Annotated in this window: 12 protein-coding genes and 2 pseudogenes; 5 read left to right on the top strand and 9 right to left on the bottom strand. The window is 57.9% G+C overall.

What is annotated here, in order from left to right; genetic code table 11:
* Positions 1 to 21 precede the first annotated feature (21 nt).
* The 3 genes from F4Y39_24375 to F4Y39_24365 are packed head-to-tail and all read left to right on the top strand — an operon-like array spanning position 22 to position 5,376.
* Complete coding sequence (locus F4Y39_24375) at positions 22 to 2,103, top strand: hydantoinase/oxoprolinase family protein (protein ID MYC16872.1); 2,082 nt, start codon at positions 22 to 24, stop codon at positions 2,101 to 2,103.
* A 28-nt stretch (positions 2,104 to 2,131) separates the two neighbouring features.
* Complete coding sequence (locus tag F4Y39_24370) at positions 2,132 to 4,054, top strand: CocE/NonD family hydrolase (GenBank protein MYC16871.1); 1,923 nt, start codon at positions 2,132 to 2,134, stop codon at positions 4,052 to 4,054.
* A gap of 20 nt (positions 4,055 to 4,074) precedes the next feature.
* Positions 4,075 to 5,376, top strand: a complete 1,302-nt coding sequence (locus F4Y39_24365) for a hypothetical protein (GenBank protein ID MYC16870.1) — start codon at positions 4,075 to 4,077, stop codon at positions 5,374 to 5,376.
* Between the two features lie 78 nt (positions 5,377 to 5,454).
* On the opposite strand, the gene F4Y39_24360 is transcribed toward F4Y39_24365, so the two are convergent.
* The 9 genes and pseudogenes from F4Y39_24360 to F4Y39_24320 all read right to left on the bottom strand — a co-directional run bounded on the left by F4Y39_24360 (position 5,455) and on the right by F4Y39_24320 (position 23,041).
* Complete coding sequence (locus F4Y39_24360; protein ID MYC16869.1) at positions 5,455 to 7,011, bottom strand: hydantoinase B/oxoprolinase family protein; 1,557 nt, start codon at positions 7,009 to 7,011, stop codon at positions 5,455 to 5,457.
* Positions 7,008 to 9,092, bottom strand: coding sequence for a hydantoinase/oxoprolinase family protein (locus tag F4Y39_24355; protein ID MYC16868.1), 2,085 nt, complete (start codon positions 9,090 to 9,092; stop codon positions 7,008 to 7,010). The genes F4Y39_24360 and F4Y39_24355 overlap by 4 nt, the downstream gene beginning before the upstream one ends.
* The gene (locus F4Y39_24350) at positions 9,082 to 10,161 is read right to left on the bottom strand and encodes a hypothetical protein (protein MYC16867.1); all 1,080 of its coding nucleotides are present in this window, start codon (positions 10,159 to 10,161) and stop codon (positions 9,082 to 9,084) included. The genes F4Y39_24355 and F4Y39_24350 overlap by 11 nt, the downstream gene beginning before the upstream one ends.
* Before the next feature lie 155 nt (positions 10,162 to 10,316).
* On the bottom strand, positions 10,317 to 11,858 hold the full coding sequence (locus F4Y39_24345; GenBank protein ID MYC16866.1) for a long-chain fatty acid--CoA ligase: 1,542 nt from the start codon (positions 11,856 to 11,858) through the stop codon (positions 10,317 to 10,319).
* Positions 11,859 to 11,940: 82 nt separating this feature from the next.
* Entirely contained in the window at positions 11,941 to 13,362 is a 1,422-nt protein-coding gene (locus F4Y39_24340; protein ID MYC16865.1) for a hypothetical protein, read from the bottom strand.
* A 1,336-nt stretch (positions 13,363 to 14,698) separates the two neighbouring features.
* Positions 14,699 to 16,420: pseudogene (locus F4Y39_24335) on the bottom strand (hydantoinase B/oxoprolinase family protein).
* 21 nt (positions 16,421 to 16,441) lie between these two features.
* Positions 16,442 to 18,550, bottom strand: a pseudogene (locus F4Y39_24330) (hydantoinase/oxoprolinase family protein).
* Between the two features lie 110 nt (positions 18,551 to 18,660).
* Complete coding sequence (locus F4Y39_24325) at positions 18,661 to 21,633, bottom strand: hypothetical protein (GenBank protein MYC16864.1); 2,973 nt, start codon at positions 21,631 to 21,633, stop codon at positions 18,661 to 18,663.
* A 10-nt stretch (positions 21,634 to 21,643) separates the two neighbouring features.
* Positions 21,644 to 23,041 (bottom strand): hypothetical protein, encoded by a 1,398-nt coding sequence (locus tag F4Y39_24320; protein ID MYC16863.1) that lies wholly within the window; start codon positions 23,039 to 23,041, stop codon positions 21,644 to 21,646.
* A gap of 220 nt (positions 23,042 to 23,261) precedes the next feature.
* Here F4Y39_24320 and F4Y39_24315 point away from each other — a divergent pair, with 220 nt between their 5' ends.
* Together F4Y39_24315 and F4Y39_24310 are read left to right on the top strand one after the other, a co-directional pair.
* Positions 23,262 to 24,098: a hypothetical protein gene (locus F4Y39_24315; protein MYC16862.1), complete on the top strand. Its 837-nt coding sequence runs from the start codon at positions 23,262 to 23,264 to the stop codon at positions 24,096 to 24,098.
* 13 nt (positions 24,099 to 24,111) lie between these two features.
* The gene (locus F4Y39_24310) at positions 24,112 to 25,449 is read left to right on the top strand and encodes a sulfatase-like hydrolase/transferase (GenBank protein ID MYC16861.1); all 1,338 of its coding nucleotides are present in this window, start codon (positions 24,112 to 24,114) and stop codon (positions 25,447 to 25,449) included.
* Positions 25,450 to 25,452 lie beyond the last annotated feature (3 nt).

The following is a 25,452-nucleotide window of genomic DNA, read 5'->3' as shown; positions in this document are numbered from 1 at the left end:
CGGTTTTGGAGAAACATAAAAATGGCGTACCGGCTGGGCATTGACATTGGTGGAACATTCACGGATGCAACGCTCATCGATGAAGAAACTGGAAACATCCGTGTCGGTAAGGTGTCGTCCACACCGCGGGATCCTTCTCTCGGATTTATGGAAGCCACCCGTCGAATTCTGGGCGAAGCAGAAATTGAACCGGCTGAAGTGGGCTATATCGTACACGGAACCACAGTGGTCACCAATGCGATTATCGAAGGCAAAACCGCTCGGACGGGTTTTATCACCACAGGTGGCTTCCGCGATCTGCTTGAAATCGCGCGCCAGACCCGTCCATCGCTTTACGACCTGCAGTTTGAAAAGCCCCGGCCGCTGGTACCGCGCTACCTCTGCTTTGGTGTGCCGGAGCGTCTGGATGCGAGGGGAAAGATTCTCGAGCCTCTCGATGAAAAAGCCGTCTCCGCCGCGGCGAGCCAACTGCGCCGGGAGGGCGTGGAATCGATCGCGGTCTGCCTACTTCACGCCTACACCAATCCTGTTCATGAGCAGCGAGTCGGCGAGATTCTTAGGAGGGACTTTCCCGAAGCGATGGTGTCGCTGTCTTCGGAAGTATCACCGGAATTCCGAGAGTATTTCCGGGCCAGCACCACCGTCATCAACGCCTGTATCCGGCCTGTTGCTGCGCGCTATTTGGAAAATATCCAGACTCGGTTGCGAGAAGAAGGGTTAATGGCACAACTTTTGGTTATGCAAAGCAGTGGGGGAGTTCTGACCTTTGGAGCGGCGGCTAAAAAACCGGTTTTTCTCGTCGAATCAGGTCCCGCGGCTGGCGTGATCGCAGCTACCTATCTGGGTGATACACTGGGGCATCCCAATGTGATCTCTTTTGATATGGGAGGGACAACGGCCAAAGCGGGCCTCGTACAGGATGGGCGGCCCCAGGTGACTAAGGATTACGAGGTGGGGGCTATTGCTCAGGCGGGCGCAGCAAGAGGCGGGGGATATCCCATCCGCACGCCCGTCATCGATCTGGTGGAAATCGGCGCCGGTGGGGGGTCAATCGCCTGGATAGACCCGGGTGGTGTGTTGCGGGTGGGACCGCACAGCGCGGGAGCCGATCCCGGTCCGGTGTGCTACGGAAAGGGCGGCGAAGATCCCACGATCACCGATGCCAACCTGGTGCTGGGGCGCCTCAACCCGGATTACTTTTTAGGCGGTGAGATCGCACTGGACGCAGAAGCCGCTCGACTGGCGATTCAGCAAAAATGCGCCGACTCGCTGGGACTGGATCCCGTAGAAGCCGCCCACGGGATTGTGGAAATCGCCAACGCGGCCATGGTCAACGCCCTTCGGCTGGTTTCTGTTCAGCGGGGATATGATCCGAGAGGATTCGTGCTGGTGGCCTTCGGCGGGGCCGGCCCGGTACATGCCTGCCGCCTGGCAGCAGAAATGGAAATTCCGACTACCCTGATTCCGATGAGTCCGGGAACCACTTCGGCGCTGGGCCTGCTCGTGACAGATCTCAAGCACGATTATTCGACAACATTCATATGCCGGGTAGATAAGCTGGATCTCAAAGAGGTGGCGACAGCGTTCCGCAATATGGAACAACAGGGGAGGGTGATACTGGAGGAAGAAGGGGTGCAGGACAGGGACAAGGCCTTCCTCCGCCAGGTAGATATGCGCTATGTAGGCCAGAGCTATGAACTGACCGTGCCGCTTTCTGGAACTGAATTTACACCAGCCGAGATTGAAGCCCTGCTGATCTACTTTCATCGGGAACACGACCGGGCCTACGGATACAGCGCCCCTGAAGAACCTGCGGAATTTGTCAATCTTCGTCTTTCAGCAATCGGCCGAATCGCAAAACCCCGACTCCGTAGCCTCGATTCAAATTCAGACGCTCCAGTTCTCAAAACCAGCCGGCCCGTTTACTTTTCCGAGCGCAACGAATTTGTGGATTGTCCGATTTACGACCGCTATACCCTCGCCGCGGGGAATATTTTGGATGGACCTGCGATCGTTGAAGAAATTGATTCCACGACCGTTATCCACCCCGGGTACCGAGGAACCGTAGATACGTACGGGAACCTGATTTTGACCTGGGTATAGAGCAGAGCGAGACTTCTGGAATACACTAATGGCAGAGGAGCAAAGGATGCTTCATACTGAAGCTGAATACGGAATCATTCTGTCGAAAAACGTCATGGTCTCCATGCGGGACGGTACTCGTCTGGCTACAGATATTTACCGCCCGGCACGCAATGGAGACCCACTGCTGGGTCCCTTTCCCACGATTTTGTGTCGCACCCCGTATGACAAATCCGATGCACGCTATGAAGAAATAGGAGACTTCTTTACGCCACACGGGTATGTGACCGTGCTCCAGGACCTGCGAGGCCGATACCGCTCCGAAGGTTTGGGTCAGTACTTCCACGTTGCCAACATCAACGATGGTCTGGATGGCTATGACACGGTAGAATGGATCGCTGCCCAACCCTGGTCAAACAAACGCGTGGGGGCTGTTGGCAGTTCTTTCGCGGCTCTGGTGCAGACACGAATGGCGTTTCACCGTCCGCCGCATCTCACCGCTATCTGGCCAGACGTAACACCTATTAACAGCTATCACCATCAGGCTCGAGAAGGCGGAGCCATGCAGATGCACATGTTCTGGGCGCTTTACCTCCATGCTCAGGACGCACAGGAAATCCAGAATGACCCTGAAGCGCAGAACGCTGTCTGGAACGATCTCCGCGGGATTCGCGAGCTTCTCGTTTCGATGCCGTTTCAGCCCGGTCAAACTGCTCTATCCGCAATTCCCAATCTCGAAAAAACGCTTTTTGACTACTATTGTCGGGGAGAATACGATAGTTTCTGGGAGCGGGAATACAACGATTTTGAGCGGAATTTCGAACGCCACGCGGACATTCCCGGCACCTATTCAAGTGGCTGGTACGACCCGTACGCGGTAGCCGTCACGGGCTATTTTGCCGCAATGGCCAAACAAAACTCTTCGCCGCAGCGACTGGTGATGGGCCCCTGGAACCACGTGGGGATGAGAGGGGATTCTTCTTTCACGGGAGATGTAGATTTTGGATCTGATAGTGTTTGGGGTGTAAGCCGCTACTTCGAAGAGCAACGCCGGTTTTTTGACGCGTGGCTAAGAGATTCGGAAAAGGAAGACGGTCCACTTGTGAGTATATTTGTGATGGGCGGAGGAACAGGGTGCAAAACAGACGAGGGAAAATACCATCACGGAGGAAGATGGCGCCGTGAGTGGGAGTGGCCGTTGGCCCGTACCCGTTCCATTCAGTACCACTTTCATTCGCAAGGCCTGCTGAGTACGGATGAGCCTGATGAGGAAAGCTCTCCCTTGTCCTTCACCTACGATCCCACCAATCCGGTACCCACGATTGGAGGCAGTCTGTGCGGTATCATGGAACTTCCCGAGGATGATGGAGACCTGGATCAGATGTGGAGCCGGTTTCTCTCTCCGGTCACGCGACTGCGCAACATCGTCATTCCCGGGCCGGCCCATCAAAGGGAATCTGCCGATGTATTCGGCGCGAATTCCCCCTACCAGCTTTTGGCGGATCGACCGGATGTGCTGGTCTTTCAGACGTCTCCTCTGGAGGAGGATCTGGAAGTAACCGGATCCGCCATCGTCACATTGTGGATTTCTTCCTCGGCTCCCGATACCGATTTCACCGCGAAGCTCATCGACCTTGCGCCGTCTAATGATGACTATCCGGATGGATATGCAATGAACCTCGTGGATTCCGTGATTCGCACGCGGTATCGAAATAGCTGGGAACAGGAAGAACTCATGGAACCCGGTGCAGTCTATCGGGTTCAGATTCCTTTGCCCCCAACCAGTAATTTGTTTCAAGCCGGTCATCGGATTCGGATCGATATATCCAGTAGCAATTTCCCCCGCCTGGACCTGAATCCCAATACGGGCGAACCGATGGGGAGACATACACACACGGTACCCGCACGCAACACGGTATATATGGACAAGCAGCGCCCGTCGGGCGTACTTCTGCCGACGATCCCGGTCTGAGCATTTATAGGAGAGAACGCATGGGAACTCGATTACAGGCCGGATTTGCACGAACGGATATTACCCCAGATCTGGGATGTCTGCTGCTGGGCTACCCGGATCCAGACCGCAGAGCCGAATCCGTACGTGACCGACTCAACGCGAATGCGCTCTACCTGGAACAAAATAGCGTGAGAGCCGTCATTTTGAGCCTTGATGTGTGCATTGTAGATGATGTCGAAGTCGAGTCCATTCGCCAGGGAATCTATGATCGAACAGGCATCCCTTCGGATCATATCACTATCTGTGCTATCCAGACTCACAGTGGACCCTGCACCATTGATTGCTGGGGATGGAGCGAAAAGGACAAACCGTATATCGATAGGCTCGTCGAGAGAAGCATTGAAGCCGCCGTCACCGCTGCTCAATCACCCATACCTGTAACTGTAGGCATCGGCACAACGCAGAGTGACGTGGGCGTCAACCGACGAGAGGTCCTTGAAAACCACGAGGTTGCCCTGGGTGTCAATCCCTGGGGACCTTATGATCCCGAGATGACCCTTTTGCGATTTGAAGGGAAGGATGGGCCGCTTGTTTCATTGATCCACTACGGCGCGCATCCAACCGTTTTCTCCAGTGCTAACAGGGCAGTGTCCCGCGATTGGCCGGGTGTCATGATCGACCGGGTGGAACACCTCACGGGCGCTCCGGTTTTCTTTGTCAACGGCGCCGTCGGTGATATCGCCCCCCGCACCAATAGCCTCCGCGCCGTCGGAGATGGCGAAATGGCGCTCATGGAAGTCGGATTGCGAGCCGGAATGGATGCGATGCGTGCGTACCGGTCCATCAAGACGTTCCAGGACCTGCCGTTGTCCATTATCAACGGGGACATCATGATGCCCTACCGGTCGCTGCCTCCACTGGAAGAAGCCGAGCGGACGTTCGCCTTGACTAAATCCGAAAAGGATGAGCCAGGGAAGGGCATGTGCGAGTACAAACACTGGGAAGCCGTTATCCATGCCCACAAAACCGAACCGTTACCTGGCACAACTTACCGGCAGGTGATCACTGCTCTCGGGCCGATCGCGTTTGTTCCTTTCCCTGGCGAGCCATTCGCAGAAATCGTACTTCGATTGCGCCAGTACAGTCCCTTTCAATATACGCTTTGCGCCAGTACTTCGTGTGGCAGCTATGGCTATTTCGCCACGCGGGATTCGCTGCACCGCGGCGGGTACGAAGTTTGGGTGGCCAAAGCCTTCGGCGCGTACATTCTGGCGGAGAACATCGACGATGTTCTGGTCGAAGAAAATCTGGCTCTCCTGCGCAATCTGCACGACCTGTAGGCCATCACATTCAGGTTTCACCCATGGATATCCTCCAGGAGAATCAACTTCCGGGCTGTTGACTCTTCGCCTTAGAGGTCAACCCCTGCGTTCGGCGGCTGAGCCAAAGCCGCCGCCGCCGGCCTCGCGCATCGAAATCCGATCACCGGGTGACAGCTCGACACGCGATTTGGGGTCGACCAGTTGACCATTGACTTCGTACCGGCGAAGTGCCCCGTCGTCGCCGCCTTGTAGCCCCTTGGCTGCAAATTCGGTTCGCTGACCCATTAGGGCGATCTCGAGGAGATGACCTGTGTCATTACGAAAGACCACTTCCTGGCCGTCGCCGCCGCGCCACTTCCCGTCGCCGCCTGTGTCGGGTAGGATCTCACGCTTTTCGATGGTGATGGACGTGCGGTTTTCCCAGACCTCCGTGGGGATCACAGTCATGTTGGACGGCGCCGGTGTGACGGCGCGGCCATCCTGCCCCAGCATGGCACCGAGCCCGCCGGCGAGAAAGAAGAGTGAGGAGATTTCCTCGCCGTCACGGTGACGTCCCTGGACGCTGAAGACATTCATCATGGCGGCGTCGGCCTGGACACGGTCCGGCAGGGCCGGCGCCATGGCACCCATCAAGAGCGGGACAACGAAGTGACCCACCGAATGTCGCCCACCGGTCGGCCACGGCGGTTGCGCATTGAGGATGCAATGATCGGGTGCCGAGATATCGATCGGTCGTGCCGCGCCGGCATTGTTCGGCAGATTGGGGATCGTCAGACACTTGATCACGTAGTTGGCCTGGGCGCGAGTGTAACAGAACGGCACGTTAATTGAGGCCCGCACAGGGCCTTCAGTGCCGGTGAAATCTATGGCGACATGACTGCCGTTTACTCTGACGTTGGCGGCCAGTTGAATTGGCCGGCCCGGCCCCTCAATTACAATGGCATTGGCATAAGAGCCGTCAGGGATCTCGGCGATGTGTTCGCACATTGCGGCCTCGGCGTGATCGTTGATGGCGTCGGAGAGTGTTTCGATCTCATCGAGACCGTACTCGTCCATGAACTCCAGCAAGGCCCGCCCGCCGACTTCGTTACAAGCGACGTTCGCCATCAAATCGCCAACCGTCTGTTCCGGAACGCGGACGTTGGTGCGAACGATATCGAGGAGGAGTTCATTTAGCTGACCACCGTCGCTTAGCTTGCACACGGGAAGGCGCAGGCCCTCGTGGTACACCTCCGTGCAGTCAGACGCCATGCCTTTGCCGCCGATATCCGGCAGATGCGTGACACTCATGGTGAACCCTGTCAGGCGATCGCCAAGAAATACCGGACGCATGACATTGATGTCGAATAAGTGACCGGTGCCCATCCATGGATCGTTGGTGGCGATGACATCGCCGGGTTTCAACGTGTTGGCCGGAAACGCACGCAGCATGTGAGCGATGGTCTGTGGTGCCGTTCCGGTGAAGGACGGCACCGAGTAGCTGCCCTGCGCCACGAGGTGTGCCCTGGCGTCAAAGATCATACATGACAGGTCGTAGCCCTCTCGAACATTCATGGAGAACGATGTGCGGACGAGCGACAGGACGAGTTCGTCGGCAATCGAGACCAGGCGGTCCCATAAGATCTTGAGACTGACGGGATCGTACTGGGTCATGACGTCTCTCCGGCCAATGTCGCAATCAAGTTGCCCATGTCATCAACTTCGATCGTGTCGCCAACGCTCAGGACGGTTGTTGCCTCATTCTCCTGGACGAGGGCAGGACCCGTTATGCGCTGCCCCTGGTCCAGGGCGTAACGATCGTAGACAGGACAATTGGCAAGTCCCGTTGCGTCGTCGCAGAAGATACCGGCCTCACCAACCTGTTCTTGTGAGGTCAGAGCGCCGCTGAATGGGCGATAGCGATCTGCGAATTCCGGCTCAGGTCCGCTCGCCTCCACTTTCCAATTGACGATCTCAATTCCGGTATCGATTGGCGTGGCGGCAAAAATCTTGACATAGGTTTCGCGAAAGAGATCGGCGATGCCATTGCGGTCAATGCCCGGCGGAAGCGGCACTTCAACCTCGTGGCCCTGGCCGCAATACCGCATGTCAAGCCGCCTGTCAATTTGAATCTGCGCGTCGTCAATGCCGGCCTCTGCAAGGAGGCAACGTGCCTGGCGTTCAACCAGATTGAATCCGGCGTCGAGGCCATCTGCATCCAATTCTTCGAGATTGACCCGCCCAGAGCGCAAGGTTGCATAGGAAATCGGAGTCATCAAGAGTCCAATCGCCGACATCACGCCAGCACCGACGGGGAAAACCACCTTTGGGATTCGCAGCTTTCGAGCAATACGAATGGCGTGTGCCGGGCCGGATCCGCCAAACGCGATCATTGTGCAGCGGCGGTAGTCGAAGCCGATTTCCGCAGCATGGGTGCGGAATGCCCGCGCGACGTCCTCGTTGATGACCTCATGAACACCCCAGGCAGCTCGGATCGTGTCGACCCGAAGTGGTTCGGTGACATTCCGGTCAATTGCATGATGTGCGGCTTCGCTGTCCAGGATCATATTCCCACCAAGAAATGCCTCTGGAACCAGATAGCCGAGGGTCAGGTTGGCATCCGTCAACGTTGCGTTGTCGCCGCCCTGGCTATAACAGGCTGGACCGGGCTCCGCGCCGGCGCTCTTGGGTCCAACGGCCAAAAGATTGCGTTCGTCGACATTGGCGATCGACCCGCCACCGGCACCAATCTCAATCATGTCGATCACTGGGATACGGAGTGGGAGACCGCTGCCTTGCTTGAAGTCATGCTCTCGCGCCACCTCGAACTCGTAGCGGCGCAGGGGGCGGCCATTGCGGATTAGGGCGCCCTTTGCCGTCGTCCCGCCCATGTCAAATGCCAGTAGATTGGGTTCGCCAATTCGCTGTCCCAAATTGGCCGCCATGAGGGCGCCGGCGGCCGGCCCCGACTCGATAAGCCGCACCGGATAGCGCCGCGCGATTTCAGGCGTGACCATGCCGCCAGACGATGTCATCACCAGAAAACGACCATCAAATCCCATGGTGGACAGTCCGGTCTCCAGGCGTTCGAGATAGCGATCGGTCAGCGGGCGCACATACGCGTTGATCGTGGTTGTCGACCAGCGTTCATATTCCCGCATGAAGGGCAGTACGTCGGACGAGGTGCTAACATGCAGGTCGGGAAATGCCTTCGCGACAGTGTCTCGGGCCTGGTTTTCGTGATCCGGATTGGCATAGGCATGCAAGAAACAGATGGCCAGAGCCTCTATCCCATGCGCAGAAACCAGGTGTGCGACGGCCGCTTGAACCTCTTTTTCATTCAAGGGTGTCTCAACCTGCCCATCAAATAGGATGCGTTCCGAAAGCTCGGCGCGCAGATCCCGCGGGACGACTGGCTCTGCAAAACCCAGTCGCAGGTCGAACAAATCGTAGCGACGCTCCATGGCGATATCCAGGACATCGCGGAAGCCCCTGGTGACCAACATGCCGGTCGTCGCGCCGCGGCGTTCGATGACGGCATTCGTGACGAGCGTCGTGCCGTGTGACAGGACGGTGACGTCGGAGATATCGACGCCGGTTCGGCTGAGTAGTGCTGCAATTCCGGTCAGAACGCTGAGCGATGGATCGGACGGTGTGGTCAATTGCTTGTGTGTTGAGAGTTCGCCGGAGTCGTTATCGACCAGTGCGAAGTCAGTAAAGGTGCCGCCGATATCGACGCCAAGCCTATGGGCCATGGGATGCTCCACTGAGAACTGAGTGAAACGCCTTCAGTGTGATCTCAACGGCGTTCTCAGTGATTTCGTGATGGGTCACAAGACGCACGTCATCGCCGAACGGTAAAACCAGCACGCCCTCACGTTCAAGCGCGGCGGCAAGGGTTTCGGGGCGCATTGTGTCTGGACGTGCGAGCACGATGTTAGACTCCACCTGGGACTTGTCAATACTAAGAGTTGGCTGGGAAGACAGACCATTTGCCAGTTGTCGCGCAGTGGTGTGATCTATGTGCAGTCGTTCGATCATCGTCTCGAGCGCAACGATACCTGCCGCGGCAACAATGCCGGCCGGTCGCCAACCGCCGCCGAACATTTGTCTGATGCGCACTGCCTCGGCGATGAACCCATCGGGTCCGGCAAGGATCGCGCCGAGTGGCGCACCAAGTCCTTTGTTGAGATTGAAGGAAACGGTATCGCATGTCATGGCGATGTCACGCGCCGGGATTCCTGAGGCGACGGCTGCATTGAAGATCCGCGCGCCGTCAAGGTGCACCGGTACCTCCTGACTGCTGGCGATGTCGTAAATAGCTGTCATGTGTGCCGTGGGCACGACACGACCTCCAGAACGCACGTGCGTGTTTTCCTGGGCGACTGCGGCGGGGCGCGGGTGCTGTGCATCGCTGTGTCGGAGGGAATCACGCAAAGCGTCGAGGTCAAGCGCACCGGCCTGGGCCGGGAGCATCTTCGGCATGGCACCGGACAGCGCGGCGGTGGCGGCAGACTCCGACGTCACCACGTGGGCGTAGGCTTCCGTTACGAACAACTCACCGGGCCTGCAATGAATATGTAGCGCAATTTGGTTGGCCATCGTGCAAGTCGGCACAAAAAGAGCGTCGTCCTTTCCAATGACCTCCGCCGCGCGATTTTCAAGGTCGGCAACGATCGTGTCTTCGCGCAGCCCGAAGCCGCAGGGTTGCCTCGCAGCACGCAGCATGGCTTCAACCATGGCCGGAGTTGGTCGGGCAACAAAGTCCGATCTGAGATCGACGACCTGAGCTGCACCGCCGTCAGCAATGTTCTCGCACATCATGTTCCTATCACCACCTGATGGCCATGGGCGTCAGCAGCTATGGTCTTTCCTCCCTGCAACTTCGCTGCTTTCTCCGTCTCTCACCAGGTTTCATGGTTCTCTGCAGGGCATCGTGACACCCAGAGAAGGCTCGAATTCTGGAATTTTTCACCTCATTACCCTGCAAGGTCTTCTTTATCCAGCCACTGTCGCAACTCAGTTTTCAGGATCTTTCCGTAGTTGTTTTTGGGCAAACTATCCACAAAGAAATAGGCCCTGGGGCGCTTGAAGCGAGCGATATGATCGAGACAGAGCACATCCAGCTCGTCCTCCATCTTTTCACGGCCATCCCCCGCCACAACAAAAGCAACAACCTCCTCCCCCCATTCTGGATGTGGCCGGCCGATCACCGATACCTCCTGGACGGCTCCATGCATCAGCAGGACCTCCTCCACCTCCCGGGGATAGATGTTGGAGCCTCCACTGATAATGAGATCCTTTGAGCGATCCTTCAACGTCAAAAACCCGTCCTCGTCGAACGTACCCATGTCGCCCGTATGCAGCCAGCCGTTTCGCATGGTCGTTTCGGTTGCTTCCGGATTTTCCCAGTATCCACACATGACAACATCACCCCTGACAATCACTTCGCCTATTTCGCCAGGAGGGAGCACCCGGTCATTCGAATCGACCACCCTGACTTCGACCACCGACTGAGGGACCCCCACCGATTGAAGCCGTTCTTCAAACCGAGCATGATCTTTCTCGGCATGCAGCCCTTTCGACAACGCCGTAATCGTCATCGGGCTTTCGCCTAAACCGTAGATCTGAACCAGCTTGTTGCCAAATAGATTTATGGCCTGCTTCAGATCGGCTACATACATCGGCGCACCGCCGTACACGATCGTTTTTAAGTTTGACGTATTGGCGCTACGGCTGGTGGGATGATCGACCAGTCGTTTCACCATTGTCGGCGCTGCGAAAATCGTCATCCCTTCGTGGGAGACAATCAGGTCGAAAACTTCATCAGGATTGAACCGGCCACTCGCCGGGATGACCTGTTTTGCCGCAACAGCGACGTGGGAGAGGTTGTACAGACCCGAGCCGTGGGAGAGGGGAGCTGCATGCAGGATGCAATCTTCTGATGAGACCGCATCGACATCGACAAAGTAATTCAGTGTCAACGCCATCAAGTTGCGATGACTCAACACAGCTCCCTTGGGGCGACCCGTCGTACCACTCGTGTAGAATATCCAGGCGGGATCGTCGGACGAACGTTCTGCCATCCGAACCGATTTGCCCTGTCGCAGGGATTTGTAATCGGATGAGGATACACAGCCCACATACTCGAGCGAAGGTATCAGATCGCGAAGCGAATCAATCGTCTCAAGCAAGTCAGCGGTGACAAAACAGCAGCGGGCGCCTGAGTTCTCGAGGATATACTGAAACTCACGCGCATGCAGCCTGGCGTTGATCGGGACTGTACACAGCCCGGCATGCCAGGCAGCGTACATCACTTCGAGGAATTCCGCACAGTTCTGCATGGCGAGTGCGATGCGGTCCCCGGGTTTGAGATGGAGTTGATCGAGGAATCGACCTGCCATGGTCGATACGCGACTGTAGAGGTCTCCGTAGGAGCAGTACGCATTCTTACCAATTGCGATCGCGGGCTTTTCGCTGAAAGTGGTCCCCGCTCTAGCTACCAGATGAGCGACATTCAATGGCAAATCCTCCTCGGGACCGTCGTGTAAAGACCCAATCGGGGTCCGGCATGCCCCCGCAATCATAAACCCGCACAATCCTTTAGGTCCCAATCTCGTCCAGCAACCTCACCGCCTCCTCCACGATCTTCTCCAGACACCCCGGCTCCACCTTTGCCCACTTCGCCGGCTTGTTACGAATCTCATGCCCGCCCCGCGGGTAACTGTGGCGCGGGGCGATGTAGCCGGCGAAGTCGGTTGTGTTGTGGGCGACGAAAGTATAGGGGAAGGGCGACCGGACTTTGATCTCCAGTTGGCCTTCGACGAAGGGCTCGCCGGGGAGTCCGACGAGGGCGATGTCGCCGATGCGCATGACTTGAATCTCATAGGCGAGCTCTGGGGAGCGCTCGCGCTCAAGCTCCACGCTCATCAGCATGGCCGCATCCATCCAATCGGCGTTCACGCGGCGAGGCGTACTATCTTCATCCCAGCGTGGCTCGGGGTGCTCGGCAAGGAGCTTCTCGGCGGCTGCGCGGTCGGCGGAATCGGCCTTCTTCAAGGGGAGCGGGACGAGCTTCACTCGTGCGTCCAGCGTGGCCTCTTCTTCGAAGGTGAGTGCACTGAGGATGTGCCGTGAGGTCTCGGCCAGCGCGCGCCCCATGCGCCGGTGGTCCGGGACGAAATCGGCGTGGAATGCGGGCCACGGGTTTATGTTGCCGCAGCAACCGTTGAGCACCAGGGGAACGCACGTTTCACCGCATTCCTCCTGCATCCCGGCGCACCAAACGCCCGGCCAGTCCGGCGAGACGGTGTAGTGCTGCGTGGCGAACACATTGACCGGATGGCACGTGAAGTGAAGGAGCATAGCGCTCATCTTCATTTTCTCATTGCGCAGACACACCATCCCCACCTCGGGGTCCGTCGGACCTTCGAGGAAGGCGATGTCCGTGGGGCCCAGCGGCCTGGACGCCCTGGAGAACTGTCCCGGCATCACTATGCCCCCGTCGCGAGTTACTCCCCTCCGATTAAAGGCCAGATCATCACGGACCGCCCGGCCCGCGCCGAGTTGGACCGGATGCAAGGCTTTGTCCGCGGCTTCAACGCACGAAAGGATTTTGCCGACGGCGTACTCGCAGTACTCAGATTGGGAGCCGCGGAGGTACTCTAGTTCAGGCGGAATGTTGGGCAGCGCCTCGTCGATGACAAAGTTGCCGAGGGGCGGCGTGGAATGGGATTGCGGAAGATGTACCATGATGTCGTCGGGCGCGATTCCACAGCGGCGCTCAATGCTCTGGCGAATCTTCTGCGTCCACGGAAGCGTGGCGATTTCCAGGTCTGGTTGGACGATACAGAGTTTCCGTGTGCGGGATTCCAGCACGAGAGCCCGGGTGTATAGCGGTTCCGCCACCGTGCGCGCATCGCGTAACACGCCCCACGTGCCGCCCAAGTGTGTGCCTGCGTTCGGCGTTATGTCAATCAGCGCACCGCCGGCCCGGAGGACATTGGGTCGGTCGGATGTAGTCATAGCGTCTCCTTCTAAAACAAAAGAATCTGTCGGCTGATCAATGAGAAATTCTGCACGAACGATTCTCGCTGCATACAGTGCTAACGATGGCGCTGGACACTATCTTCGAGAAGCACTACTGACCGGACAACGCAAGGTTGCCCACTATCTTCCGGAATCGGTTTGCTGCCTCCTGTATGGTCTTTTCGGTACCGCCGAACATGAGCCTTACATGGTCTCCGGACCCGTACGGTCCGCCGGGCTCGACAGCGACGCCGTATTCTGAAAGCAGCGCTTCGGCAAATTCCGCGCTGGGAAGGCCGAGTCCGCGTATGTTCAGAAATAGAAATGGCGCTCCTGCCGGGACGGCAAAGGAAATCCCCGGTGCCCGGTCCAGGCCCTCTATCATCAGGTCACGGTACTGCTGGTACCGCCTGGCAATCTCGTGCACCCAGTCCTGCGGTCCCTCCAATGCCGCCTGCGCTGCCCGCTGGGCGATATGGCTGCAGGTGAGCACATTCCACTCAAGCACCTTCCGGCAAGCAGATATCAGGTCCGGGGGCCCGACAATATACCCCAACCGCCACGGCTGCATCGCATAGCTCTTGGTAAAACTGCACAATGTCAGCAGCCGGTCCCGGATCTCTGGAATGGAGGCCGCCCTCAAGTGCTTTCGCCCGTCATAGACCATCTTGTCGTAGCACTCGTCAGAGAGAATCAAGAGATTGTGCCTGAGGGCCAGCTCCGCGGCCGCCTCGAGATCTCTCTTTGACGCCACATATCCTGTCGGATTTCCGGGCGAATTCAGGATCACCATGCGGGTCCTTGACGAACAGGCCGCTTCCATGGCCTCGAGGTCCCAGCGCCAGTTCTGTTCCTGGTGAGTCGGCACGCAGACCGCGACGGCGCCGGCGAGGTGAAGCGGTCCGCCAAATTGAAATCCCGGACTGAACATCAGAACCTCGTCGCCCGGCGCGAGCAGCGCCAGAAACGCGATGCTCATGGCATGCATGGCGCCGTGCGTGATCAGGATCTCCGTATCCGAGTCCGGTCGGATCCCGTCATCGGTTTCCCATCTTGCCGCGATGGCTTTCCGAAGTTCGGGGAAGCCGTTGGAAGGGGCCATTGCATTCTCGCCTATGGCCTGTTCGGCGGCGGCCAGGACATGTTCCGGCGGCGGCCAGGCGGGCGAACCCTTGAGCGACAGGACTTCGCTTCCCACGACATGGAACGAGGCGACGCGGTCCGCCATTTCCTTCGAGCTGACCCTGCCGGCCAGGGCCGCCCGACTCGGTATCCTGGAAAGGTCTTCTGCAGAGAGATCCGCCGATGCCCTATTTTCATGTTCGCCTGCTGCCAGCATCCTCTGCCGGGTCGTGGCTGTTGCCTCTTCATCCATACTCAGTGTTAGGGGGTCGATTACCACACCATAAACTTCCCTGGCCTGCTCGAGGCTGACCTTATCATTCCGTACATCTTCCAGGACCATTTGAGGATTCCGTTCCACAGGCGTGCCCCAGCCGCCGCCGCCTGCCTGAAGATGGCGCAGGATCTCTCCTTTCCTTAACACGATCGCTTCGCTTGGAAGCACAGGAAGAAGTGATTGGTTCGGACCGGAATAGAGAGTATTGCAGGTTGGAGACCCGGAAAGGCCGCCCTGTAGTCCGTACGGCGGATGCGCCCGTCGATCTGATCGCATGCTCAAAACGGCTTCCTCCGCAAGGATCCTGTATTCTCTCATGAGCGCCAACCCGCCCCGGTATTTTCCCGGTCCGCCGGAATCCATGACCAGGCCGTACTGCAATATCTCAATGGGGTGACGTGCTTCGATGAGTTCGACGGGCTGGTTAGATTGATTGGCGCCGGGATTGGGAACGCCTTCGGCGCCGTCGCGATCCGGCCGACCGCCTGAACAGCCGAGAACGGATTCTGTAAAGACAAATGGCTCGCCCTCGTGATAACCGCCAATCGAGGGAAACGTTGCGCCGCCCTCCCCTGCCGCCGGCACACGGTCCGGAACGGCTCCGGCCAGCGCGCCCAGAAGGGTGTCCAGCATCCGAAAGCCCGTAATCCCGCGGGTTGAGCAGGCGGCAGGCAGGACGGGGTTCATAATCGTACCCTCCGGTGCGAGAACCCGGATGGGCCGCATATAACCCTCATTGTTGGGGATATCACGCCCTCCCAGACATCGGAAAGCAAGGTAGGATGCTGAGAGAGTCATCGGGAAGGGCGCATTAATGCCGCCTTTCACCTGCGGCGCGCTCCCGCTCCAGTCCACGACTGCCTCCTCGCCGGCAATCGTGATGGTCGCCTGAAACCGGATCGGTTCCGGTTCGCTGCCCAGACCGTCGATGAAATCCGTGAACTCATAGCTGCCGTCTGGGATGGCCTGAATCTCTTCCCGCATCATGCGTTCGGCGAGTTCGAGAAGTTGGTTGAGATAATGCCCCAGCGAATCCGATCCATATTTTTCCAGAAGCTGCATATAGGCCTGTTCAGCCTGGCGGCAGGCAGCGAGCTGGGCGCGCATATCGCCCGCGACTTCCACAGGTACCCTGACATTTTTTTCAATAAATTTGAATACCGTATCATTGGGTGTTCCCCGGTCGTAAAGTTTGACGAGTGGAATGCGGAGACCTTCCTGGTAGATCTCGGTGGAGAACGACGTATTGCTCCCGGGTGCGATCCCGCCAACGTCTGCATGGTGGACAAGGGCAACCGCAAAGCCCTCCAGTACGCCAGCAAAAAATATGGGCAGGGTGAGATAGATATCCGGCAGATGCATGCCGCCGGCACCATAAGGGTCATTGGTAATAAACACATCGTCCGCATGTATTCTGTCTTCATATGCCCGGGTGAGTTCTGCGATGGCCACGGGAAACGAGCCGAGATGCAGCGCGGTCGTGAGACCCTGGGCGATCATTCTGCCTTTTGCGTCAAACAGCGCGGTGGAATAGTCCATGGAATCTCGCACCACTGATGAATAGGCACTGCGCATCAGCACAAGCGCCATTGTATCAGCGATCATTTCCAGGGCGTTGCGAATGACTTCAAGAGTTACAGGGTCTGTCTTGTTCATGTCCACTCTCTCACACCGTGGTCAGGCATGTCGAAGAATGATGTTCTGGAAGCCGTCCAAAGATGCCTGCCAACCTGGCGGCACGACGGTGGTTGAGTCCAATTCTTCGATGATCAAAGGTCCTCCAGTGGGCGCAGCGCAGAGGGATTGCCGTGAACAAACCACGGTTTTCAGATCATCGCCGGCCGGCCCGAAAAAGGTTCTTCTGCAGTCGTTTTTTACGACGTTCTCTTCCCGGTGATCCGCACGGAACAGGTCCCGGGGCTCATTCGCTCCGAACTCCCGAATGACGCTCGAGACAATCCTGAGGTTGACCAGTTCGATGGGGTCATGGTTTGCCCGGTGGCCGTAGGTCGTGAGGTGCTCCTGCTCGAATGCCTCCGCCAATGTCGTTAGTTCCCCGGGTCCAAGCGGAACGCCGGGTGCAGGCACGGTCAGTTCGGTGGTCTGGTTGACATAGCGCAAATCGGCAAGCCGCCGTACTCGAATCTGTTCGGGGCGATATCCTTCGGCAACGAGCGTCTCCACCGCCTGCGACTCGAGTTCGCTATAGAGCCGGTTCAAGTCTTCGGGCCTGACCTCTTCCAGTCTGCGACACCAGGTTCGGACGGATTCATGCTCGGGTTCGGACACAAGCAGCCCGAAGGCACTGAACAGGCCGGGATGCGGCGGAATAATCACCTCTCGCATGCCCAGGGCCTGTGCAAGGGTTGTGGCTACGAGGGGCCCGCACCCTCCGAACGCCAACAGGGCGGCCTCACGCGGATCTCTTCCGCGATACGTAGAAACGGACTTCACGGCCCGGATCATGGTCGCACAGGCCAGTGTAAAAGCCCCAAAGGCGGCCTTCATCAGGCATTGTTGCATCGGTCTGGCCACTTTCTCCTCGAATATCCTCCTCGCTTGATCTGTCTCCAGTTTCATCTTCCCGCAAAGCAGAGCATCGGGACTGAGATAGCCGAGAAGGACGGCGGCGTCCGTGAAGGTCGGCTCATCGCCTCCAAGCCCGTAGCAGACGGGCCCGGGGTCAGCGCCGGCACTTTCCGGCCCGACCCGGAGCCGGCCGTGCCGGTCAACCGAAACGATACTCCCGCCGCCGGCTCCGATCTCCGCGATATCGATGACCGGCAGCTTGAGCGCATATCCTGCGCCTTTGACCAGGCGGCTGCTCAGGTTGATACCGGCACCGACTTCATATTCGGAAGTCCGGGCAACGGTTCCGTTCTCAACTATGGCGGTCTTGGCGGTTGTGCCGCCCATGTCCAGGGTAATCACGTTTGTGTAGCCTGCTTTGCCGGCCATCCAGGCTGCGGCCATCACCCCGGCCGCGGGTCCGGATTCAATCAGGTGGGCGGGCTTCTTCTGCGCCGAGTCGGCTGTCATCACTCCGCCCCCTGAATGCAGAACCTCCAGCGGCGCGCGAATGCCCATTGACTGGAGTTGTTCGCTCAGGGAATTCAGATATCGCTGCACGACCGGCCCGAGGTAGGCATTAATCACTGTCGTGCTCGTACGCTCATATTCGCGGATTTCAGGAAGGACCTAGCAGGAGGCGGTGACAAATACATCGGGAAGCGACTCCCGGGCCGCGGTGACCGCCCGGAGTTCGTGCTCCGGGTTGGCGTAGGAATGGAGCAGACAGATCGCCAGTGCTTCGATCTCCTGCTGCTGCACGGTGTTCAGGACATTTTCCAGGGACACCTGCTGGAGAGGTTCCCGCACCCCGCCGCGAGAGTCCATTCGTTCATCCAATTCGAATCGCAGGCGGCGTGGAACAAGAGGACTGGGCGGGCTATAAAAAAGGTTGTAAAGCTCGGGGATCCGAATCCGTCGCATCTCGAGAACGTCTCGGAATCCTTTTGTCGTGATCAGGGCCGTCCGGGCTCCCTTGCCTTCCAGGATCGCATTTGTGGCAACAGTCGTGGCATGTGCGATTCTCTCAATGGAAACCTCTGAAATCCGGCGATCTTCAATCAATCCGCGAAGCCCCTGAATGATACCCCGGGCGTAGTCCTCCGGCGTGGAAAGGACCTTCCGGACAGCGAGCGAACCGTCACTGCCCAAGACAGCAATGTCGGTAAATGTTCCGCCGATATCGATGCCGATATGAGATGATGGCGGTGATATCATTTTCAGCCTCCTGATTCGGGCTCAGCTATCTTGATAGATTTGCATTTCTTCAGGCGTTAGCATAAACTCGGACTGAACGTTCAGCCGGTCCTTCATTCTCGGGACCGGCTTCACCACCTGATGGACACAGGCGTCAGCAGTCCGGCGGCCTGGCGTTCCTGTCGGGCCGTCGCGGCTTTCCCTTTCAGGAAGAGCTCAGGCTGGTTCAAACCCAATAGGTTTGTCGCGCAACTCGTGACCTCTAACTCAATCTCGTTCGGCCCCGGCAACACGAGATCCGTGATGTCGAACGTGTAGGGGCGCCAGAGGCGCGGTGCGAGACGATGCCCGTTGACAATCAGTGCTGCCACTGCGGCGACCTCCTCTGCATGAGCCCAGACGCGGCCCCCCAGTGGCGGCAACTCACATCGCCAGCGGTACCGGGCCGTGCCTGTGTAGTTTGGAAAGCCCGCCTCAGCCCATGACCCGGGGCCGAGACGCCCTCGTGTCTTGACCAGGCACCCGTCGTCCACGCAGAAATCGCCACGGATCGCTGTGAGTGGCGGCGTGTGAGGCCCATCCCATCCGGGTGTGCGGCTCCGGAACGTGACCACATTCTCGCCCGGCACGACCAGAGTACGGATGTCTGCCCGCAGGTTGCGCCAATCCCAGATCCGCGCCCGCTCGAAGCCGGTGAGCGGACGTTCGTTGAGCTCGAGATGAAACGCTTCGGTCAGATCCTCGGTCACGATCTCGACCGGCTCCGCACCTTCCTCGATTCGGAAGGTCCACTTGAGCTCATACTCGTCGCCGGGCTGAACCGCACATGTGGCGGGGAAGTGCAGTCCGTCAAGGTCCTGCCACTCCTCGGCGTCGGACATCCGGACCTGCCAGGCGATGGCCAGTAAATTCGCCTCGAGGAGTGAGAACTCGGCCTCGCCCAACACCAGCTCCTGTGTCCAGCTCTGCTCCGGTCCCCGGCTGGCGCAGACCGGCCCGTCGGTCCGGGCTGCAATAAGCGTCTGGAACGGAGCCAGGTCAACGTTCGCGTCGATACTCCCGGCGTCCCCTGTTTCGGGATCGAGGACTGTGTTGACGTCAGCAGGCAAGGGCACGGACACGCGCTCCGTTCCCTGGTTGTAGAGGAACAGCAGCGGCTCGCCGTCGAACACCCGCCGACTTGCCCGCACGGAGGACGGCATCTCAGGCAGGGCTCGGAATTCGCGTGGAATGACGGCATCGAGGACATTCCTCAGCGGGTCCCGGGCGTCGGGTGGCAGGTCGTTGCTCACGATCCAGGTCACGCGATCCCGGCCGCAGAGATGTGTGCCCGTCCCCTCCTGGAGTGCGGCGGCCGCTTCACGCCCCTCGTTGTCCGGCAGCGCCGAGAGATGATCGGTCACTCGTTTGAGGAGCGCGGGATCGCCTTCCGCCCAGCCGGGCACGCTGTTGACGAAGACCGTGCGTCCCCCGGCTTCCAGGAAACCTGCCAGCTTCTCTGCGGTCTTCCGAGTCAGGCAAGTGACGTTTGGCAAGATCAGCAGTTCATACTCAGCCTCGGCGGTCAGAACGGTCCCACGGTCCACGTTCGCAGAAGCCAGGACGTCCTCGAAGAGGTAGTCGTAGTCGACCCCGAGTTCCAGGAGCAGGTTTGTCACAGCAAGGAAGGCTTGCTGCATCGCCTCGAAGGCGGGCGGCCCCGGGACTCCCCGGGCCAGGTCTTCCGCACTACCCGCCCACTCACAGAACGCTGTGGTGATCGGGTGCAGGACGGCGACCTTCCCGGTGGACCGTGACAGAGCCAGCGTTTGGCAGATACGCGCGACATAGTCGCCGAACGTCCGATAGAACGGCCAGAACGGATTCTGGTGGCCGTGTGAGGGTGGATACCCGCCCGGCAGCACCTTGCGCATGCCGGCGATTGAGTAGTAGGCGCCCATGTACTGCAGGAGGTTGACACCGCCCAGGGCGAGCTTGTCGAAGATGATCTTCATCTGCTCGGGCGTGAGTTCCCAGCCGCTGCCCGTGTAGGTTTCGCAGAGCAGTCGGTCGCGTCCGAGATGGCGGATGGCGGACCCCCCGCTCTTAGCGGCGACCATGAAGTGGTCGGCCTCGTGGTTCAGTCGAGGGAAGATGGCGTCGATCCCGGGGATGTCGAGCCAGCGGAGGCACCGGTAGAAATCTCCGAAGAAGAGAATGTTGTGGCGGAAAAGCTCCTCCCCCGAAAGGTGTCCCGTGAGCGTTAGCCCATGCTCTCGGCACCACTCCGCGCACTGCCGGTAGTAGGCGCTCTCCAGGCGGCCGGTCAGGTAGTGCCAGTAGTCGCACCTGATTCTCCGGTAATCTCCCACGTTTGCCAGCAAGCTCGGGAGGTGCGCCGCGACGTCATAGCCATGGCGCTCAAGAAACGTTTCGCGCATGCCATGAGTCCAGGGGAGAGGGCGCTCGGACTCGCCGTAGAAGCCGGCCAGGCAGTAAGACACCTCATCCGTAAAGAGGCCGGCAATCGTCTTGCCCAGCTCTCCGGGGAAACGGCTACGGTAGGCTTCATGAGTGAGCTCGATGAATGCCCGTACCGTCTCCGGGTCGGAAACATCGCCGTAGCCCTCTTGCCCCCAGCAGAAGGGCGACCACTGCGCAAAAGGGCACACCCCATTCTGTGGCGTCTCGTGGAAGACGGTCGCTTTGCCCGATTCGTCCACGCATTGCCATGCAGCGTGATCGTCCTGGGGTCCATGCTCCGATGCCTGTTCGTCGCTCGTCACCACGAGCATGCGACGATCGGGGTTGTCGCGGATCAGGTACCCGCCTGCGGCGCCGCTGGGCCAGTTGTATTCGTCATAGATCCAGAAGCGCATGCCGTGCTTCCTGGCCTCATCGACAGCCCATCCGATGGCCTCGAACATTTTCTCGGACAGGTAATCGACCGGGAAACCGTACATGGGGTGGATGTAGAAATTGAGGATGCCTGCGTCCCTGAAGTCCCGTACTTGTCGGCGCACCTCGCCTTCCTCAAGCGGGGCGTTCCAGAACCACATGATGTGCGGACGGTAGTCGTCCCCAGGTGTGGCGAACTGCTCGATGAAGTCGTTGCTCAGGGGCATCTATCACCTCTCAGTTATTTTCGAATAATTCCGTCAGTATTGCCAACGTCGCTTCGACGATGCGCTCCAACGAGTCCGGCGCAAACTTGGCCCAGTAGGTGCAGTTGGCGTTGGTTTCGTGCCCCGGTCTTGCGCAGGCGTCGCGCGTGGGAAGGTAGCCGACGTATTGCGTGGACATGTGAGCGATGAAGGTGAGCTTCGCAGGCGACCTGGTCTTAATCTCCAATTGACCTTCCACGAACGGCTCGCCCGGCAGAGAAATGATAGCCATGTCGCCGATACGGAAGACCTGGATTTCATACATGAATTGCGGCTCGCGATTTCGGCAAAGCTCGATGCTTTTCGTCGATGCGGCATGAAACCATGTGGGATCTACTTCGCCGTTGTCTTGTAGTTTCAGCGTTGGGTGTTCGGCCAGAATGCGGTTGACCTGGTCTTGCCGATCGTTGGGAATATCGCGATACGCCAGAGGGATTTTTTCGAAGCGCCAATCGATCGAATCAACGTCTGCAAAGCTCAGCGATTCGATGACGGCCTGTGTGGTGTCCGCCAATTCATTCCCCATGCGCACGTGGTCAGGCGTGAAGTTGGGCGTAAAGGCGGGCCAGGGATTGACGTTGCCACAACATCCGTTGATGACCAGGGGCGGGCACATCAGACTGTTTTGGTCTTTGACTTTTGCGCTCCACGCGCCGGGCCAGTCGGCGCAGATGGTATTTTTTTCCCGAGCAAACACATTGACCGGATGACAGGTAAAGTGCAGCAGCATCGCGGCCATATCACCCGCGACCGATTGCGCGCACCACACACCCACCTGTGGGTCGGCAGGGCCTTCCATGTAAACGATGTCTGTCGGCCCCAGGGGTTTGGCGTCACTGGTGAAGGGCCACGGCATGCAGATATTGCCGCCGCGCATCACGCCACGCCGATTAAAGGCCAGGTCGTCGCGAACGGCATGCCCCATGGCGACCTGCACTGGCGTTAACGCATCGTTCGCTTCTTGGATCGCGCGGGTTGCGCCGGCGACGGCCTGCTTCGTATAAGCGGCTTCACTACCGGTGATGTGCTCCTGATCAGCTCTCAGGTCAAGCGGGAAATCCGGGTCGAGCATGAGGGCGCCGCAACTCGGTGCCGAGTGATTCTGCAACGAATGCACCATCACGGCGTGGGGTTCAAAGCCCAGCGCGACAGCGCTTTCTCGAATGGCCCGGGTGTAGGGCAAAGTAACCGCCAACGTGTCTAATGAGATGATACACAACTTCGCGTCTTTGGCCTGGGCGACCATCACTTTGGCGTAAAGTGGATCGAGGGTTTTTTGAGCAGGGCGGTATTCTCCCATGCCGCTTCCGGCCAGATGGGTGCCTAAAGGCGGTGTGATGCCGACGGCGGCTTGGCCTATTTGAAGCATAGCACAACATCCTTGATGGGGAATGACCAGGTTTTTGGCTGAATCAGTTCAATATACTCTTTGTCTATGGTGAGTAATACTGAAATCGAACTGGGTAAGGCAAGCGTTATTTGAATTATAACTTGCACCATCACCCCATCGGGGATAAATTGCGGACGAAAGTCGTTTAACCTATCCATATTGTCATAGGAATAAAAGCCGAGATCACTAATTATCTTTTATGCACTGGCTCTTTTTTTCTATTATCCTCGACTTCGGTTTTGTCCAGCTATTCAAGCTCGGACAAAGACGCGGCTGTTACGCGCCAGTGGTTGTCGCCACCAACTACCTCGTCTTGGCTCTCGCAATTGCCATTTATCTCTTTGTTACCGATGCGTGGACGTTTCCCCGTCTTGCCCTTTACATGGGGTTGGGAACTGGTACGGTTTTTATCAGTTCCATGTTGCTGATGAATCACGCGCTTACCCTTGCGCCCATCGGTTCTGTTGTTACGGCTTTCCGAATGTCCATTGTCATGCCCATTGTGCTGGGCATTTACCTTTGGGGCGAGTCCATGGCCCCAACGCAGTTTGTGGGGTTGCTTCTCGCGCTCAGTGCGCTGGCACTTATGACTTCTCATCCGGGCAGAACCGCGCAAGTCAGAGGAATAAAAGCATTTGGTTTGCTTATCGCGGTTTGTTTCTGTCAGGGCATAAGCCATACGTGTTTGCGATCTGTTCACTACAATGGTCTCGATCCCGTCTATTTACATGTCTTGATGTTCATCGGAGCAACCGCTGGACTGATAGGTGGTGTTGTCATTGCCCTGAAAAAACACCGACCACAAGGACCTGCGGTCAAACTCGGCGTTTTCATCGGTCTTTACAATGTCCTGGCGCTTTGCGTCATTATGACCGCATTAAGCAAGTTGCCAGGCACGCTTTTTTTTCCGACATTGGGATGTAGTGTTGTTGTGCTGGATAACCTCTTTGCCCATTTCTACTGGAAAGAACGCCTCGCCCGACCTGCGATTGCCGGTGTGGGGATCGCTGTTCTTGCCGTTCTTCTGGTTTTGTGAAAAGGAGCTTTTTATGAGCCGACCCAATATTGTTTTTGTATTCGCCGATGACTGGGGTTGGGGCGATTTGAGTTGTTATGGACATCCTCATGCCAGGACGCCAAACCTGGATCGCCTTGCCGCACAGGGGACTCTTTTTTCTCAGTTCTACGTTTGCTCTGGGGTTTGTTCCCCAAGCCGCGCCGCTGTTATGACCGGGCGTTTTCCAGCGCACTGGGGCATACACGGGCATTTTGCACAGCACGCGCAGAATGCGGCACGGGGTATGCCCAATTTTCTCGATCCCAATGCGGTTACAGTTACTGGTCTGTTACAACAAAGCGGGTACGCGGTGGGGCACTTTGGCAAGTGGCATCTCGGTAGCGGCGCAGGCGCACCGGCTCCTTATGACTACGGTATTGACGAGTCTAAAATCAATGTGGGCAATGGCCCGTTGCTCAATTTTACCGATTTGCAGACTGGCGAGGGTCGCAGCCGCTCTACGGAGGTGATTATTGATGAAACGATTGGTTTTATTGAGCGCAATAAAGACGAGCCTTTTTTTGTTCAGGCCTGGCTCAACGATACCCACGCGATTCTCGATCCGACTGAAGAACAGATGGAGCCCTACAAGCAATTCACAGCGAATGGCCTGGAAGACAAACACAAGGGCGCGTTGCGGATTTACTATTCGGTTGTCACGAATGCAGACCGCCACATTGGTCGGTTGATGGATAAACTCGACGAATTGAATTTGAGCGATAATACCATAGTTATTTTTTCTGCGGACAATGGTCCCGAAGATATCCATATTCGCAATGCCACGCATAGCGGCGTCGGTTCTTCCGGTCCTTTTCGCGGTCGCAAGCGCAGTCTCTACGAGGGCGGTGTGCGTACGCCTTTTATTATTCGCTGGCCCAATGGCGTTTCTGCCGGGCGCATTGATAACGATACGCCGTTTTGCGCGGTCGATTTTTTGCCCACTTTTTGCAATTTGGCTGGTATTGATATCGATGGTCTGGTGCTCGACGGGGAAGATATGACCGATGCGCTGCGCGGTCGCAGTGTTATGAGGAAAAAACCGCTTATGTGGGAATGGCGGTTCAATATTGCCGGGCATTGTTTGCACAAAAGCCCCATGCTTTCCATCCGCGAAGGCGATTGGAAATTGCTTTTGAATCCCGACCGCAGCCGCGTCGAACTTTTCAATATTCCGCGAGATCCGATGGAACTCAACAATCGCGCAGAATATATGCCAGAGCGCGTCGCGGAAATGGCTGATCGGGTGCTGGCATGGCAAGATACCCTGCCCGAAGGTCCGATTGATGCCAATGCGGGGTCCAATGCGTATCCCTGGCCCGGCACGTTTTAGGAT

It is taken from the genome of Gemmatimonadota bacterium (assembly GCA_009838845.1).
Classification (GTDB): Bacteria; Latescibacterota; UBA2968; order UBA2968; family UBA2968; genus VXRD01.
The sequence above is the reverse complement of the archived record's forward strand: the minus strand, read 5'-3'. Positions and strand labels throughout refer to the sequence as shown.